Annotated in this window: 16 protein-coding genes; 4 read left to right on the top strand and 12 right to left on the bottom strand. The window is 65.8% G+C overall.

Going from position 1 to position 14,963, the window contains the following annotated elements; genetic code table 11:
* The first annotated feature begins 30 nt into the window (after positions 1–30).
* Positions 31–426 carry an MmcQ/YjbR family DNA-binding protein gene (locus G6N32_RS08640; protein ID WP_115319243.1) on the top strand — a complete coding sequence of 132 codons (396 nt, stop codon included), beginning with the start codon at positions 31–33 and terminating at the stop codon, positions 424–426.
* Here the strand turns inward: G6N32_RS08640 and G6N32_RS08635 are convergent.
* The 5 genes from G6N32_RS08635 to G6N32_RS08615 all read right to left on the bottom strand — a co-directional run bounded on the left by G6N32_RS08635 (position 423) and on the right by G6N32_RS08615 (position 4,822).
* Positions 423–1,793, bottom strand: coding sequence for an FAD-dependent oxidoreductase (locus G6N32_RS08635; RefSeq protein ID WP_115319242.1), 1,371 nt, complete (start codon positions 1,791–1,793; stop codon positions 423–425). The two genes, G6N32_RS08640 and G6N32_RS08635, sit on opposite strands and share 4 nt — an antisense overlap.
* A gap of 307 nt (positions 1,794–2,100) precedes the next feature.
* Positions 2,101–2,892, bottom strand: coding sequence for a hypothetical protein (locus G6N32_RS29240; RefSeq protein ID WP_178059263.1), 792 nt, complete (start codon positions 2,890–2,892; stop codon positions 2,101–2,103).
* A 728-nt stretch (positions 2,893–3,620) separates the two neighbouring features.
* Positions 3,621–3,962, bottom strand: coding sequence for a hypothetical protein (locus tag G6N32_RS08625; protein WP_115319241.1), 342 nt, complete (start codon positions 3,960–3,962; stop codon positions 3,621–3,623).
* A complete protein-coding gene (locus G6N32_RS08620; RefSeq protein ID WP_115319240.1) occupies positions 3,959–4,333 on the bottom strand; it encodes a Gp19/Gp15/Gp42 family protein in 375 nt (124 codons plus the stop codon). The genes G6N32_RS08625 and G6N32_RS08620 overlap by 4 nt, the downstream gene beginning before the upstream one ends.
* Before the next feature lie 204 nt (positions 4,334–4,537).
* Complete coding sequence (locus G6N32_RS08615; RefSeq protein WP_115319239.1) at positions 4,538–4,822, bottom strand: hypothetical protein; 285 nt, start codon at positions 4,820–4,822, stop codon at positions 4,538–4,540.
* A 209-nt stretch (positions 4,823–5,031) separates the two neighbouring features.
* Between G6N32_RS08615 and G6N32_RS08610 the strand changes: the two genes are divergently transcribed.
* Together G6N32_RS08610 and G6N32_RS08605 are read left to right on the top strand one after the other, a co-directional pair.
* Positions 5,032–5,556 carry a hypothetical protein gene (locus G6N32_RS08610; protein ID WP_147292005.1) on the top strand — a complete coding sequence of 175 codons (525 nt, stop codon included), beginning with the start codon at positions 5,032–5,034 and terminating at the stop codon, positions 5,554–5,556.
* Positions 5,557–6,495: 939 nt separating this feature from the next.
* Positions 6,496–7,113 (top strand): hypothetical protein, encoded by a 618-nt coding sequence (locus G6N32_RS08605; RefSeq protein ID WP_147292004.1) that lies wholly within the window; start codon positions 6,496–6,498, stop codon positions 7,111–7,113.
* Between the two features lie 130 nt (positions 7,114–7,243).
* Here the strand turns inward: G6N32_RS08605 and G6N32_RS08600 are convergent, their stop codons facing one another.
* Positions 7,244–8,251, bottom strand: a complete 1,008-nt coding sequence (locus G6N32_RS08600; RefSeq protein WP_115319236.1) for a methionine synthase — start codon at positions 8,249–8,251, stop codon at positions 7,244–7,246.
* A 60-nt stretch (positions 8,252–8,311) separates the two neighbouring features.
* Here G6N32_RS08600 and G6N32_RS08595 point away from each other — a divergent pair, with 60 nt between their 5' ends.
* Positions 8,312–8,950 (top strand): sensor domain-containing protein, encoded by a 639-nt coding sequence (locus tag G6N32_RS08595; RefSeq protein WP_115319235.1) that lies wholly within the window; start codon positions 8,312–8,314, stop codon positions 8,948–8,950.
* Here the strand turns inward: G6N32_RS08595 and mnmA are convergent.
* From mnmA to G6N32_RS08565, 6 genes are all read right to left on the bottom strand, one after another.
* Entirely contained in the window at positions 8,928–10,010 is a 1,083-nt protein-coding gene (mnmA, locus tag G6N32_RS08590) for a tRNA 2-thiouridine(34) synthase MnmA (protein ID WP_115319234.1), read from the bottom strand. The two genes, G6N32_RS08595 and mnmA, sit on opposite strands and share 23 nt — an antisense overlap.
* The gene (locus G6N32_RS08585) at positions 10,007–11,212 is read right to left on the bottom strand and encodes a cysteine desulfurase family protein (protein WP_115319233.1); all 1,206 of its coding nucleotides are present in this window, start codon (positions 11,210–11,212) and stop codon (positions 10,007–10,009) included. The genes mnmA and G6N32_RS08585 overlap by 4 nt, the downstream gene beginning before the upstream one ends.
* A gap of 109 nt (positions 11,213–11,321) precedes the next feature.
* On the bottom strand, positions 11,322–12,158 hold the full coding sequence (locus G6N32_RS08580; RefSeq protein WP_115319232.1) for a lysophospholipid acyltransferase family protein: 837 nt from the start codon (positions 12,156–12,158) through the stop codon (positions 11,322–11,324).
* Positions 12,155–13,006 (bottom strand): GNAT family N-acetyltransferase, encoded by an 852-nt coding sequence (locus G6N32_RS08575; protein WP_115319231.1) that lies wholly within the window; start codon positions 13,004–13,006, stop codon positions 12,155–12,157. Before G6N32_RS08575 ends, G6N32_RS08580 begins: the two co-directional genes overlap by 4 nt.
* 132 nt (positions 13,007–13,138) lie before the next feature.
* Positions 13,139–14,095, bottom strand: a complete 957-nt coding sequence (locus G6N32_RS08570) for an electron transfer flavoprotein subunit alpha/FixB family protein (RefSeq protein ID WP_115319230.1) — start codon at positions 14,093–14,095, stop codon at positions 13,139–13,141.
* Positions 14,096–14,137: 42 nt separating this feature from the next.
* Entirely contained in the window at positions 14,138–14,932 is a 795-nt protein-coding gene (locus G6N32_RS08565) for an electron transfer flavoprotein subunit beta/FixA family protein (RefSeq protein WP_036339299.1), read from the bottom strand.
* Positions 14,933–14,963: the final 31 nt, after the last annotated feature.

The following is a 14,963-nucleotide window of genomic DNA, read 5'->3' as shown; positions in this document are numbered from 1 at the left end:
GACAGGCTTCGATCGTGGCAAGGTGGGGCCATGCCGCACCCGACCATGTTCGACGACTCCGACCCGATCCTGGCTCGGGTGCGCACGATCGCGCTGGCGTTGCCGGAGGCGACCGAGAAGATCTCGCACGGCAGACCGACGTTCTCGGCGCCGAAGATGTTCGCCGTCTACGGCGGCAGCCAGAAGAACCCGGCCGGCCCGATGATTCGGTACGCCCACGCGCTGCTGATCAAGGTCGACGACAGCGAGCGCGAGGCGCTGCAGCAGGATGCCCGGTTCTTCGTCCCCGCCTACCTCGGTCCGTACGGCTGGCTGGGCCTGGACTTCGACGCCGCCGAGATCGATTGGACGGAAGTCGCCGAACTTATCGACGCGTCGTTCCGGCTGCAGGCCCCGGCGAGGCTGATCAAGCAGCTGGACAGCTAGCCGGCCAACGCGGGCTCGGATACCGGAGTCGGCTGCAGCCGTAGGAGATTGGCTCGCACCACCCGTGCCAGGATCGACGGCCGCATCAACCGGGTGGGCGAATCGAGCATGCCGATCACCCGGAAAAACTGACTGTTGACCACCGGATCGGTCTCGACGGCGGTGAGAACCATGTCGGAGAACTTGTTGTTGACGCGCATTGCCAACGTTCGTTCGCCTGCGACTTCGGGCAACGACAGATCGGCGCTGACCGCGTTGCGCCACGCCACCCGGACGACCTTGGCGGCGGCTCGGGAGAACCGCTGCGGCAAATCCGTGTCACCCTTTCGAAGAGAACGTTGCAACGCCAGCGCTTCCAAGGCCGCCACCGACATGCCCTGCCCGTAGATCGGGTTGAAGCTGCACACGGCGTCGCCGATGGCGATGAACCCATCGGGTCGCCGGGGCATCTCGTCGTAGCGACGCCACCGACTCGACGGCGTGCGGTAATGAGCTACCTGGCCGACCGGTTCGGCGGTCTCGAGTACCTCGAGAATGTGCCCGGGAGCTCGCCGCCGCGCCATCGCCACCATGTCCGTGTAGTCGCGGGCCTGCTCCGCGCCGGCCATCACGCCGACGGTCATCAGCCAGGTGTCGTTCTCGTGGTTGAGCAGGGCCACCGTGGTGGCCTCACCGGGTTTGGGGAACAGCGCCACCATGTGCTGGCGGATCGCGCCCGGCGGGATCCGCAGCCACTGGCTGGTGTAGGCCAGGTTGATCATCAGCTCGTCCTCGCGGGGCCGGCCGTAGCCGAGGTCCTCCAGGAAGACCGGTGCGCGCGATCCCCTACCGCTGGCGTCGATGACCAGATCGGCGCCCAGCACCGCAGCCTCGTCGCGACGCGCAACCAACACTCCGGTCACCCGGGTGCGATCCTCGGACGATGTCACGTCTACCACGTCGTGGCCGCCGAGTACCGTGACGTTCGGAATCGCCGAAAGTCGTTTCATCACATGCCAATCCAGAAACGGCCGGCTCGGCATGTAGGAGGTCACCGGATTGGGCAGGTGCCCCGACGGCAGAAATCGATGCCCGCCGTACTCGAGAATCACCCGGGAGAGGTCGCCGTCGCCCCAGGTCGGTGTCCCCTCGGCGACCATCTCGTCGAGGATGCCGGGAAACAGCTCGTCGACCACGGCCACCCCGCCGGCTTGTAAGACGTGACCGTGACTCGCCTGCGGGACGCCGCGGCGGCGGGACGGGTGTCCGGGAGGCATGTCTCGATCGACCACTATGACGGTCCGATAATGCTCGGCGGCCACCCGCGCCGCCAGCATTCCCGCCATGCTCGCCCCCAGGACCACAGCCCGTTCACCAAGTAGCGCCATTTCGAACCCCCAGTCTCGACCCGCCGCGGCGTTTCCGCTGGTTGGAACGCTAGGGGCAGCAGCGGCCAGTGCTATGAGTAGTCCGATACGCAAATTTTGGATCGGCTGCTATGTGGCTCGATCGCTTCGGGGTCCTCGGCGATGGCATCGCCCGCGACGCGAGGATGTCAACTGTCGAGTGCTCGGCAGTTGAAGATTACACCGCGCTTTCCCTAGGGTCGACGGTCGATTCGACAACTGCTGCTCTGATTCAACGACTATCTAACCCGACTCGGCGCGTAACTTGCCGAGGCAACTCGACCGAGAATCACCTTCGCGGAGTGCGCTTCGCAGCCGCTGGAGGCTTCTTTGCAGGCGACTTTTTCGCCGGCGCGTACTTCTTGGCTTCAGCCTTCTTAACTGCAGCCTTCTTGGCTGGAGCCTTTTTGGCTGGAGCCTTCTTGAATGCATAGGTGCGCTCGATGTCCGCCGACTCTCTAGGCGCCGAACCACCGCGGGAGTCGGTTTGTATCTCCATTACGGGAGCCATCTTCTCGATCGCCATGAGTACGCCGCCGAAAGCTGCTTCACCCCGCTTCGTCAGGTCGTCGAAAGTTTCGAGCGCTGATAAGCGATAGGACTCCGAAAGCTTCCGAAGCTGGCCGATACCTACCAAGTTCCCGGCGTCAGTCGTCCGTAGCGTGGCGATGATTTCGTTCACTCGCTCAAGAGCGAGGTCCGCTGCGCCGACTGCGGCGAGCAACGGTGAGAGAGCTGAAAGATCGACTGACTTGATGCTTAAGCCACGTTCGAAGAGAGTCGCGAAGTCTTCGCCAGAGAAGTTCTTAAGGTTTCCGCCTGCGAGTTGCGTTTTGCGACTGTCGCTCTCACCTTCGACTTGGTACTCAAGGGCGAAGTCTGTTGAGTGATCAGGGTTGGCGAGCAGGTAGAGGCTCACGAACTGATCCTTCTCACCTTCTCGCCGGTGGACGGTGTACTCAAGGGCGTCGTGCGCGTCGACGCCCCAGGAAATGACATCCCAGCCTTTCGACTCGGCTTCCTTCTGAACTGTCTCGAGCGCGCCTGGGTCGAGGCGCTCGATCAAATCGGATGCGTACATATCGTTACCTCACCTCCACGGGCCAGCCTGGAGGAAGAATCGCGTCGGCTGGAAACCCATTAAGTAAGAGATACTCGACCGCGCCGCCTCCCCCTCGCACTCGCCGTGGGCCGTGCGCTTCCAACTTCTCTGGGTCGAGGATTAGCGCGTACCGAGGTGTAGCCAGGTTGGTCGGAAGGTTCAGCGCGCTCACGACCGTCTCTGTGCAAAGAACAGTGGGCGTCAAGTAGTGCTTACCGGGATAATGAGAGATCCCGGTAAGCGAGGAATATCGCTTGTGATCGCCAGAACGGAGGTACTTGATCAGGAAGCGTCCCTTGATTTGCTCGGCCAGATCCGTGCACGCGGGAAGGGCAGCGTCCGGCGTCGCTGGGTGGCTCACGGTCACACCGTTCCGGGTCAACATCTCCTCATCCAAAGTCACCGATAGACGAACCGCGTGGGGCATTTCGCGAGCGTATCCTCCAGATCCCGGGGACAGCAGGATTCTCCGATTACCCCGATGAGACCAGCGTAATCACAGCCAGCATCCGCTGCAGCGAACTCAACAGCCTGGAACCGAGTTGTAACGAGTTCTGGCTAACGGTTATCGACCATAGCGAGAGGGCTCCTCAGCTCCGCCAGGTAGCTCGCAGCACACTTCCTGCGGGCGCGAGGTAGTCGATTCCATCGCATGATGCCGGACGCCCCCATGCTGACCTAAGCAGCTAGTGACGCTGGTCTCAACATCATCGACGGGAGATGAGGTAGTCGACGTGAGCTGTCTGACGGCTCCCGGTGTAGATCATCGCGTCACCTTCAATCGAGTAGCGCTTGCCTCGCCATTCGACTTGCGCCTGAGCCCCGAGGATGCCTCCTCCGGTCGGCCATCCGCCCGCCAGCCGCAACCGATAGCGGGTGTCCGCATGGAATCCACCGTCGGCGTTCTCAGTCGAGCTGATCGGTTGCAGGGACGCCTTGACGACGACCCCAACCGAACCGGCTCGGGTGAACTTGTTTCCGTCCGAGTCGGTGACTGTCTCTTCCGGGTAGACCGTGACTATCTCTGTCCCACGGCGCAGGAGGCTCACGCCGAGCCTCCCAGACGCGGAGCAATCGAGAACATCTTGCTCGGTCGGATGCCGAGCGTCTGCCACTCCTCGGCCGTGACGCGGAGGCTGTTGTCGGCAGCCTCACGCGACAGTTGATAGCCGTAGGAACCATCCTGCTCGCTGTAAAGCCCCTTGGGATTCCTCATCACCCGATAGGCGGCCTCGGCCTCTGCGTCGATCACGTCGGCCTCGTCCAGGTGCTCGGCGGCGATCTGGTCGGCTAGATCTGGTATGCGGCGCGAGATCATTCGCTCGACTTGTTCGAGCCGGCGGTTCACAAGAGCCGTCTCTTCGGTGGTCAGTTCCCGCGCCAGGAGCGCGGCTACGTCAGCAGCGGTTGCGTAGCTCATCGTTCGGGCTTTCCGTTCTGTTGTCGTGCGATCGCCTCGGCGAGGCGGGCTCACAGTGTGGTTGCGTCGTCGGCCGATGCCTGCCTGCGACCGGCAGCCGAGGCTGTAAGTCGGTCCTGCATTAACCGCACGGACAGAGCGCCAGCATCCACAGCGGGCGTCTTGGGTCCGCGCTTGATGCGCCGTGTCGGTGGCATTGCCACGTCAGTCCTCCTCGGGCGGTGCGAAGTTGAGTCGCGTCAGCAGCTGAGCGAGTAGGGTTCTGGCCGATTGGGCCTGAGCGATCAGGGGATGAATCACCAGTTGGCCCATCGAGCCCCTAGCGGTCAGCTCTTGTCCGTTCATCGCTTCGTCTAGCCGATCGATGAGATCGGCGGTCTTGCAGGCGTCGAACAAGATTCGACGATTGTGCGGTTCCTCGATCACGTTGAACGTGTTGACAACTTCTCTCCACAGCTTCTTGCCCTCGGTGCCGAGACCGGTGGGCATCTTCGGGCGTCTTTCAGCCACGTTGAGCCTCGTTTCTGGCCTCTGAGGGCCGGTTTGGGGTCGCTTGCGACCTGCGGATTGCCGAACACCGCTGGTCAGGGCGTTGAAAGATCAGGTTTCGAGCCTCACCCGATGGCTCGGCCGCATAACCGACCGGTCGAGGACCGGGGTAGAGGGGTCCCCCCCTGGGGGATGCAACCATTGGGGGCATGAACTCGGCTTGGGCTATCGCCACCGGATTGGGTGGTGTGTTCGTGGGTTGGTTGGCGACTTATTTCAATGAGCGCGTGAAGTGGCGACGTGAGCGGGTCGCTCGATGGGACGAGCGTCGTCAGGAGCAGTTCATTGCCTTTGCGAAAGCTGTGAAGCTACAAGCGCACCTATGCAACCGCATGGCGGCGTCGATCAACCTCGGCCGTATGGATGAGCCTGCACTCGACCTGGCTGAGGGGATGCCGCTCCTGAATCAAGCCGAAAAACAACGAGCACAAGCTTTCGAGGGGGTGCAGCTACTGGCCGATAGGCGGACGATCGTTGCCGCTCGTGATTGGCAGGACGCCGTGCTGGAACTACGCAAGGTTGTCTCCGGAATGGAGACAACCGATCCGGCTACGTACGAGTCGCTCTTCAAGAAAGCAGGACGAGCGCGCGATGAGTTCCACCTAGCGGCGCGAGACAGTTTGTCGGTGGGCGGCGAATTTGTTCGGAGCGTTCAGTTTGAGCGCCGCGTTTAGAAGCCCGTCCTAGCTACTGCCTGATCGAGAACCGGAGGCGGACAGGGTCCCTCCGGGGACCATCAGCTTGCTGAGCCAACCCCTTTGGATCGCGGCGTGATCGCTGCTACCAGTGCGGCGACGAGGAGATGCACGGGTAATGACCGATGCGCCAAGCCGGAGTTGCATGCCGTGCACATGGCTGCCAGGTTGGCGTCATCCCTGAGTTGGTCGTCACTGAGCCCACGCGCCTTGCCGTCACGGACGGACACGAGATGCCCGATGTCCAAGTCCACGTCGTGGCGGTGGCACAAGATGCAAGTGGCGTTATCCCGAATCAGGATCCGAGCACGCTGCGACGGGCTGATAGTCGGTCGAGTGCGTAGCGAGCGAGTCTCACGGCCCGTCTCGCTGCGAGGAGCGTTGTAGCAATACCGGTCGCAAGCTGAGCACCGAACAGTGTCTTGGCCGCCTCGTGTTCGGATGTATCCGTCTCGGCATCCGCAGCCCGGACAGGGCGCGCGCATTGTGCACCTCTCCTGCCCGTTCCCGGATACCTGACTCATAAGGACGGACGTTAGAACTTCCAACCGACCTCGGAAACTGAGGCTGTTAGCCGATCTGTGGATGGTCTGTGGATAGCCCGGGCCATTTGTGTATAACTGCGCGGGACAACCTGTGGATAACCGGCCAACTTGATTTTCTCAGCAATAGCTATCTGCAGCTCAGGGCACGTGTGAGCTGGGTGCCTTCCCGGATGTGGGTAGTGGAGCAAAAGTCTTGCGGCGTGTCGCGGCGTTTTGGGCTCTCGGGCGTGTCATCCACATTTCGGGCCTGCTCGGACTTAACCCGTGGTTAGGGGCGACATGGAGCATTCGTGTTTATGTCCGTCACGAATTGGTCGGATCTCGTGGTTACCGTGAAGTCGGTCATCGGAACAGTGATCGGAAAGAGGTCTCCTTGCCTGATTGGGTGGCTATTGCCGGTATCAGTGGCACTGCGTTCGTTGCGATTACGTCGCAAGCGGTCAACGCTCTAATGAAGCGCGGAGACCGAAAACACGAGTCGCAGTTGGACTTCGAGAAACGTGTCTGGGAGGCCAAGAGTGCCGCGCTAGTTGAAATCGTGACCAAATGCCAGCGTCTCAAGGATGCGGCCGACGTGGATCCGCCTGGTGGCCCATCGCCATCCGACACTCGTCGTGATGGTCGACGGCGGGTCCAAGTCCTGATGGAGTTCGGCGCGATCGGTAGAGACCTCTACGGAGGAGCGGGCGCGAGCCTGCTGGCCTACGCAGACCAATCCGTAACCAAGCCGGTTGCAGCGCTGAGCAAGCTGCTAAGCCACGAGCACACCAAAGTCATTAGCCAGGCGGGGTACCTCGAATACCTCCAGGAGGAGCTGGAATCCATGATCGACAGTGGCGGTGGGTCGGCAAAGCGTTTTGATGAGTTGCAAGAGGAGATTGATGACGCGGAGGTTCGCATCGGTAGTGAATCGACCCTAAATGTCGACGAAGTCGAAAAGCTCTGCAGTGAAATCCTCGGCGCAGCGAGAAGAAACCTCCGTGGGGAGTAGGCCGAGCGTTAGTGTTGCGCTCTCTCAGACGGTGTAAACCGAGCCTTTCGAGTACGCGATCGGCACCATCGCGGCCGCGGCGTTCGGCGCCGTCCTGGACAGCGCGGTCACCCGCGAGGCGACTACCCGGCTAAATCGCGTCGGGATCGTCGGTGACGACGTCCGCCGCCCGCTGGCACAGCCCGATCGCGACCCGGGCCCACGCGGCGTCGGCCCCGGCAAGGCCGCACGCCGGGCTGATGCCGACGCGGTCGCGAACCGAACTGCGGGAGAACCCGATTCGGTCGGTGATCGCCACTGCCGCGGCAGCAACTTCCTCGGCCGACGGTCGCTTCGCGGGTGCGCTCGTCGGCACCAGACCGAACACCACGCACCGCCCCGAGTCGAGGAACTCGCCCAACCCGTCGAAGTCGGCATCACCAAGGGTGCTCACGTCCACCGAGACCGCATGGATGGCGCTGCGCTGCAAGACATTCCATGGCATATCCGCGCAGCTGTGCAACATCACCTCGGTGTCTGCGGCGGCCACGCACTCGTCGAGCAGACCGATTGCCACCACCTCGTCGACCGGATGCACCGGGCTCATGGCGGTCACCCCGGTCAACCGGCCGGCCAGCGCGGCGAACAGCAGCGGCTCGTCGTACTGCACGACGACCGTCGTCGAGAGCCGGCGAGCCACCTCGGCACGATGCCTGGCCACTCCCTCGGCCAGCGACGACGCCAGGTCGCGCACCGCACCCGCATCGGTGAGCGCCCGGTGTCCGTTGGGAAGCTCGAGCTGGGCGGCCAGTGTCACCGGACCGGGTGCCTGTACCTTGACGGGCCGTCCGGAGCCGGGGCCGCCGGCTTTCTCCCAGGCCTCCTCGATCGCGTCGATGTCCTCGTCGAGCAGACTCTTCGCCCGCCGGGTGACAGCACCCGGCCGGGCGGCGATGCGGTAGCCGCGCGGCACGGTGTCGATGGCGATGTCGACCAGAAGCGCACCGGCTCGGCCGATCATGTCGGCGCCCACCCCGCGGGCCGGCAGTTCGACCAGGTGCGGCAGTCGGTGCAACTCCCCGACCATGATCTCGGCGGCCTCCCGCGGGGCGGAACCCGGCCACGAGCCGATGCCGGTGGCTGCCGCGAAATCACTCACCGGGCAACCGTATTGGACGCACCCCGAACACCGCACGCCCGGGGGGCCTACCGTGATGACATGAGGGTGCGCGCTCCGGTCGTCTGTTGCGCTGCCGCGATGCTGCTGACGGGCTGCACCCAGTGGGTCGACGGGGCGCCGCTGCGCGCCCTCGGCGAGCCGTCGTCCTCCCCGCCGGGGGTCGTCGACGTCGACCGAATCATGCTCAGCCAGCAGCAAATTCAGGCCATCACCGGCGGCGGCCAGGACGTGACGATCATCCCCAGCATGGACGGCAAGGCCATGGTGGACGTCGATCCGCTGGCCGACTTGGTCCCCCGCGACTGCCGCTTTCTGTTCCTCGAAACCGATACCTTCGGCACCGACGTCGAGGACTTCCACAAGACCAGCTTCCAGTACCCGCCGCGGCGCGCACTGATCTCTGAAGCCGCGGCGTCCTACCGCGACGAGTCCACCGCCCGGCAGACGTTCAACACCCTCTCGACCGCCGTGCACCGCTGCGCCGACGGACCGATGGGTGCGGGCCTGGTCGGCGATGTCGACGGTGACGCAGACTCGCTGAGCACCCGACTTCCCCGGTGCGGCCGCGATTACCGGCTCAAGGCGTCGGTGCTGGTGGAAGTGACGTTCTGCACGTTCCCCGAGTCGGTGCCCGAGATCGTGATGACGAATATTCTCAACAAGATTCCGGGCGGCTGATCGTCGCGCTGCCGACAACCTCGTCACCGGCCGGGTCGGGCCGATAGAGCACCAGCGTCTGCCCCGGCGCGACACCGCGCAACGGTACCCGCAGCGAAACGCGCAGCTCGTCGCCGACGGCTTCGGCGACGGCGGGGACCACGCCACCGTGGGCGCGGACCTGCACCTCGCATTCCACCGGGCCGGCCGGCGCGACGCCGGAGGTGAACACCGGGCGGATGCCGGTCAGCGACTGAACTTCGAGGTCTTCTTTCGCCCCCACCCGCACCGTCTGCGACTCGGCGTCGATGGCGGTGACGTACCGCGGCAGGCCGTCCGGTCCGGGGCCGGCGATGCCGAGGCCCTTGCGCTGGCCGATGGTGAAACCGTGCACGCCATCATGCTCGGCGAGCACCGCACCGGTGGCGTCGTCGACGACGGCTCCGCGCCGCACACCGATCCGGGCGCCGAGGAAAGCCTGGGTGTCTCCGGAGGGGATAAAGCAGATGTCGTGGCTGTCGGGCTTGTCGGCGACGGACAGCCCACGCTGCGCGGCCTCGTCGCGGATCGCCGGCTTGGGGGTGTCGCCGATCGGGAACGCCGCATGGCGCAGCTGTTGGGCGGTCAGCACGCCGAGCACGTAGGACTGGTCCTTGTCGACGTCGACCGCGCGGCGCAGCCGGCCCTCGGACAGCCGGGCGTAGTGCCCGGTGGCCACCGCATCGAAGCCCAACGCCAGGGCCTTGGCCGCCAATGCGGAGAACTTGATCTTCTCGTTGCAGCGCACGCACGGGTTGGGGGTCTCGCCGCGCTCATAGGAGGAGACGAAGTCGTCGATCACGTCTTCGGCGAACTTGTCGGCGAAATCCCAGACATAGAACGGGATTCCGAGGACGTCGGCAACCCGGCGGGCGTCGCCGGCATCTTCTTTGGAGCAGCAGCCGCGCGAACCTGTCCGCAGGGTGCCCGGTTGTCGCGACAACGCCAGGTGCACGCCGACGACCTCGTGGCCGGCGTCGACCATCCGTGCGGCGGCCACTGACGAATCGACGCCGCCGCTCATCGCGGCCAGCACCCTCATCGCAGCGCTCCCATCGACGAACTGGCCAGCGCGGCCTGGCGGGCGCGCTCGACCGCGGCGGGCAGCACCCGCAACGCCGCATCGACGTCGGCTTCAGTGCTGGTGTGACCCAAGGACAATCGCAACGATCCACGGGCGGCGTCGGCGTCGGCACCCATGGCCAACAGGACATGCGAGGGTTGCGCCACTCCGGCGGTGCACGCGGATCCCGTCGAGCACTCGATTCCGTTGGCGTCCAATAACATCAACAGCGAGTCGCCCTCACAGCCGCGGAAGGTGAAGTGGGTGTTGCCCGGGAGCCGGCGATCACCCAGGGCGCCGTTGACTCCGGTGTCGGTGATCGAATCCAGCACCCCTTTGACGAGACGCTCCCGCAGGTAGCGCAGCCGCGCGCCGGTGGCGTCCAGAGATTCGACGGCGACATCGACAGCCGCCGCCATCGCGACCACACCCGCGACATCCGGTGTGCCCGAGCGGACATCGCGTTCTTGGCCGCCGCCGTGCAGCAGCGGGACGCACGCGGTCGCCCGGCGCAGCAGCAGCGCGCCCACACCGGTCGGACCGCCGAACTTGTGCGCGGCCAGGCTGATGGCCGAGAGGTTGGAGCCGGCGAAGTCCACCGGGATGTGGCCGACCGCCTGGACGGCGTCGCTGTGGATCGGCACGTCGAACTCGGCGGCCACGGCGGCCAGTTCGGCGATCGGCATGATGGTGCCGACCTCGTTGTTGGCCCACATCACCGTGATCAGCGCCACGTCATCGTGTTGGGTCAGCGCCTCGCGCAGCGCCCCGGCCGTCACCGAGCCGTCCGGTTCGGTGGGCAGGAACGTCACCTCGGCGCCCTCATGCTCGGCAAGCCAGGTGACGGCGTCGAGCACGGCGTGGTGCTCGACCGCGGTGGTCACGATGCGGCGGCGGGCCGGGTCGGCGTCGCGCCGCGCCCAGTAGATGCCCTTGACCGCCAGATTGTCGCTTTCGGTGCCGCCTGCGGTGAAGATCACCTCCGACGGCCGGGCACCGAGGCGCGCCGCAATGGTCTCCCTGGCCTCTTCCATCCGCCGCCGGGCGTCGCGGCCTGCGGTGTGCAGCGAGGAGGCGTTGCCGACGGTGGCCAGCGCAGCCGTCATCGCCTCGATGGCAGCGGGATGCATCGGGGTGGTGGCAGCGTGGTCGAGATACACCGGACCGTCGGTCGGGCTCATAGCCCGTCCAGGATACCGGCAGGCGCGCAGGCTCCTTGCCACGGCGAACGTCACGCCTGCGTGACGCTGGGCGCCGAACGTGACTCTGGAGTGACGTTCGGCGCCGATATCAGCCCGCCAGGGCGTGACTGTGCTGGAAGCGCGGGGCGATCTGGCCACGCACCGCGACCTCGCAACGGGCCGCCAGCTCCCGCCGATCGGTACCCGGCAACTCCAGGGACGCCACCTCGACGTCGACGACGGTGACGCGGGTCCGCACCGTGCGGCTCAGCGACTGCCACAGCGAGTCGTCGCCGACGAACGCCGTCACGGTCGACGGTCGCCCGTCGCGGTGGTGGTAGGTCAGCCGCAAGGGCTGCACCGGCCGGCCGGAGTCGACGGCGGCCTGGAACATCGCCGGACGGAACTGGCCGTAGGCCAGGCCGCACCAGGTGGTCCCCTCCGGGAAGGCGACGACGGTCTGCCCGTTGCGCAGCCGCTCGGCCACCGTCGCGACCACCTGAGGCAGCCGGCGCAGGCTGGCGCGATCGATCGGGATGACCTTCATGATCCGCGCCGCAAGGCCGACGGCAGGCCAGTCGATGAGATCTGCACGTGCGACGAACGCCCCGGGCAGTACCGATCCGATGACGAAGGTGTCCACCCAGGAGACGTGGCCGCTGACCACAAGTACGCCGCGCAGGTTACGAATCGGCCCGCCCGACACGGTGATTCGCACACCGAGGCAGCGCAGGAAGGTTCGGCAATACAGCCGCTGGACACGGCCCCGCCCCGGCAGCGGCACCGCGAGCAACGGCACCACCATCAGCAGCGTCAGTGCCGCCGCGATGCGGTAGGTCGCCCGCACCGCCGCGACCAGCCGCCGCGACGGCGGGGCACCGCCGGCGCGCACACAACTGCTGTCACACAACGCGCGCGGCAGCCACGCGTGCTCGGTCACCGTCATGCCGTCCCCCCGACTCCGTCGGCCATCTCGCTGGCCGCCGACACCGACCTCAGCCTGGTCAGATAACGCGTATCGGCCTGCCTTTTGTCCAGCAGTGCCGGGAAGTCGCCGACGCCGAACTCGGGGTCGTGTGCGGGTTCCCCGCAGACCCGGGCGCCCAGGCGCAGGTAGCCGCGCATCAGCGGCGGGATCGTCGGCCGGGCCGGCGGTGCGATCTCGTCGAGACCCTTACCGTCCAGCACGACCGGCCGATACGGGTACACCGTGTGCTCAGCGGCGGCGGCATGACGGCGCAGCACGAAATCGCGCACCCCGCGAATCTGCGAGCCAGGAGGTGCACCCGCCGGGTCTTCTGAGTGCGTCGGCACCGAGACACATCCGGTGACGTAGTCGTAGCCGCAGCGGTCCAGATAAGCCAGAATGCCGGCCCACATGAGCAGCACCACGGCGCCGTTGCGGTGGTCGGTGCGCACCACCGCGCGACCCATCTCCACCAGCGACGGGCGCAGAGAGTCGAGGGCGCTGACGTCGAACTCGGTTGCGGTGTAGAGGCTTCCGGCGGCGATCGCGCCTGGCGGCGGCAGCATCCGGTAGCAGCCGACAATCTCTCCGGAGGTGTCCTCGCGCACCAGCAGGTGATCGCAGAATTCGTCGAACCGGTCGGCGTCACGGCCGTCGCCGTCGGCGGCCAATGTGTACCCGGGTTCGGTGGTGAAGACCTGATACCGCAGCCGCTGGGCCGCGTCGATCAGGCTGGGGTCGGTGGACAGCAGTAGTGAGTAGCGCGGGCCGCGCAAGGCGGCGGATTCGTTCCGGTCGGGGGCTATGAGTACGGAGGCAGTGCTCATACCTGAACGGTTGCTGAGGCGTTCAGCGGGATGTCAACGCCAGCGTGACGTGTTCGTGCACGCTCGATGACCAATAAAAGCGAAAGGCCCCCGAGCACCGGAAAATCGGTGCCGGGGGCCTTCCTGACGTGATTAACCCTTGCGGGACTTGACCGCGTCGGTCAGCTGCGGCGTGACGTTGAACAGGTCACCAACGATGCCGTAATCGGCGATCTCGAAGATCGGTGCTTCCTCGTCCTTGTTCACCGCGATGATCGTCTTGGACGTCTGCATGCCCGCGCGGTGCTGGATCGCACCGGAGATTCCCAGCGCGATGTACAGCTGCGGCGAGACGGTCTTGCCGGTCTGGCCCACCTGGAACTGGCCCGGGTAGTAGCCGGAGTCGACGGCGGCGCGCGATGCACCGACGGCGCCACCCAGCGAGTCGGCCAGCTCCTCGACCACCGAGAACTTGTCCGCACTGCCGACACCACGGCCACCGGAGACCACAACGCTGGCCTCGGTGAGCTCGGGGCGGTCGCCGGCAACGGCGGGCTCGCGCTTGGTGATCTTGGTGGCGGTCTCGGCCTGTGCGGGCACCTCGACGGTCACCTGCTCGCCGGCACCGGCTTCGGGCGCTGCGTCGACGGCACCCGGACGCAGGGTGATCACCGGGGTCTCACCGTTGGCCTGGGCCTCGACGGTGAAGGCGCCACCGAAGATCGAGTGGATGGCCTTGCCGCCTTCCTTGACCTCGACGACGTCGGACAGCACACCGGCGCCGGTCCGGGCGGCGAGCCGGCCCGCGATCTCCTTGCCATCGGCGTTGGCGGCCAGCAGCACGGCGGCCGGAGTGGCCGACTCCACCAGCGACGCCAGAACGTCGACGAACGGGGTGATCAGGTAGCCCGCGGCGTCGTCCGATTCGGCGACGTAGATCTTGGCCGCACCGGCGGCCTTGAGGTCGTCGACGAGCGGCGCGGCAGTGCCGGGGGCACCGATCACGACAGCCGACGGCTCGCCCAGGGCACGGGCGGCGGTGATGAGCTCGGCGGTGACTTTCTTCACCGCACCTTCGGCGTGCTCGACGAGCACAAGTACTTCAGCCATAGCTGTTCAGCCTCTTTGTCTTTCGAATGGTCCGGGGAGGAGTTAGATGATCTTTTGGGCGACCAGGTACTGGGCGATCTTGCTGCCGCCGTCGCCTTCGTCGGTGATCTTCTCGCCAGCGGTCTTCGGCGGCTTCGGCGTGGACGACAGCACCGAAGTGCCGGCGTTGGCCAGGCCGACCTCGTCGCCCTCGACGCCGATCTCGGCCAGCGTCAGGGTGGTCACTTCCTTCTTCTTCGCGGCCATGATGCCCTTGAAGGACGGGAAGCGCGGCTCGTTGATCTTCTCGTTGACGCTGATGACCGCGGGAAGTGAGGCCTCGAGGGTGAAGACACCGTCGTCGGTCTCGCGCTCGCCGGTGATCTTGCCGCCCTCGACGGTCACCTTGCGCAGGTGCGTCAGCTGGGGCAGGCCGAGGTACTCGGCGATGATGGCCGGGACCGCACCGCCGGTGCCGTCGGTGGCCTCGTTGCCGGCGATGACCAGCTCGGTACCTTCGATGGCGCCCAGCGCGCGGGCCAGGGCCCAGCCGGTCTGCACCATGTCGGAGCCGTGCAGGCCGTCATCCAGCAGGTGTACGGCCTTGTCGGCACCCATCGACAGCGCCTTGCGGATCGCCTCGGTGGCGCGCTCGGGGCCGGCGGTCAGCACGGTGACGGTGCCCGCGGCGTCGCCTTCGCGCTCCTTGATCAGCAGCGCCTCTTCAACGGCACGCTCGTTGATCTCGTCCAGCACGGCATCGGCAGCGTCGCGATCGAGCGTGTAGTCACCGTCGGACAACTTGCGCTCGGACCACGTGTCTGGGACCTGTTTGATCAGGACCACGATGTTCGTCATGAGTCTTCTACGTCCTCCTGGCAGGCGTCCT

Source organism: Mycolicibacterium aichiense, assembly GCF_010726245.1.
Lineage (GTDB): Bacteria > Actinomycetota > Actinomycetes > Mycobacteriales > Mycobacteriaceae > Mycobacterium > Mycobacterium aichiense.
The sequence above is the reverse complement of the archived record's forward strand: the minus strand, read 5'-3'. Positions and strand labels throughout refer to the sequence as shown.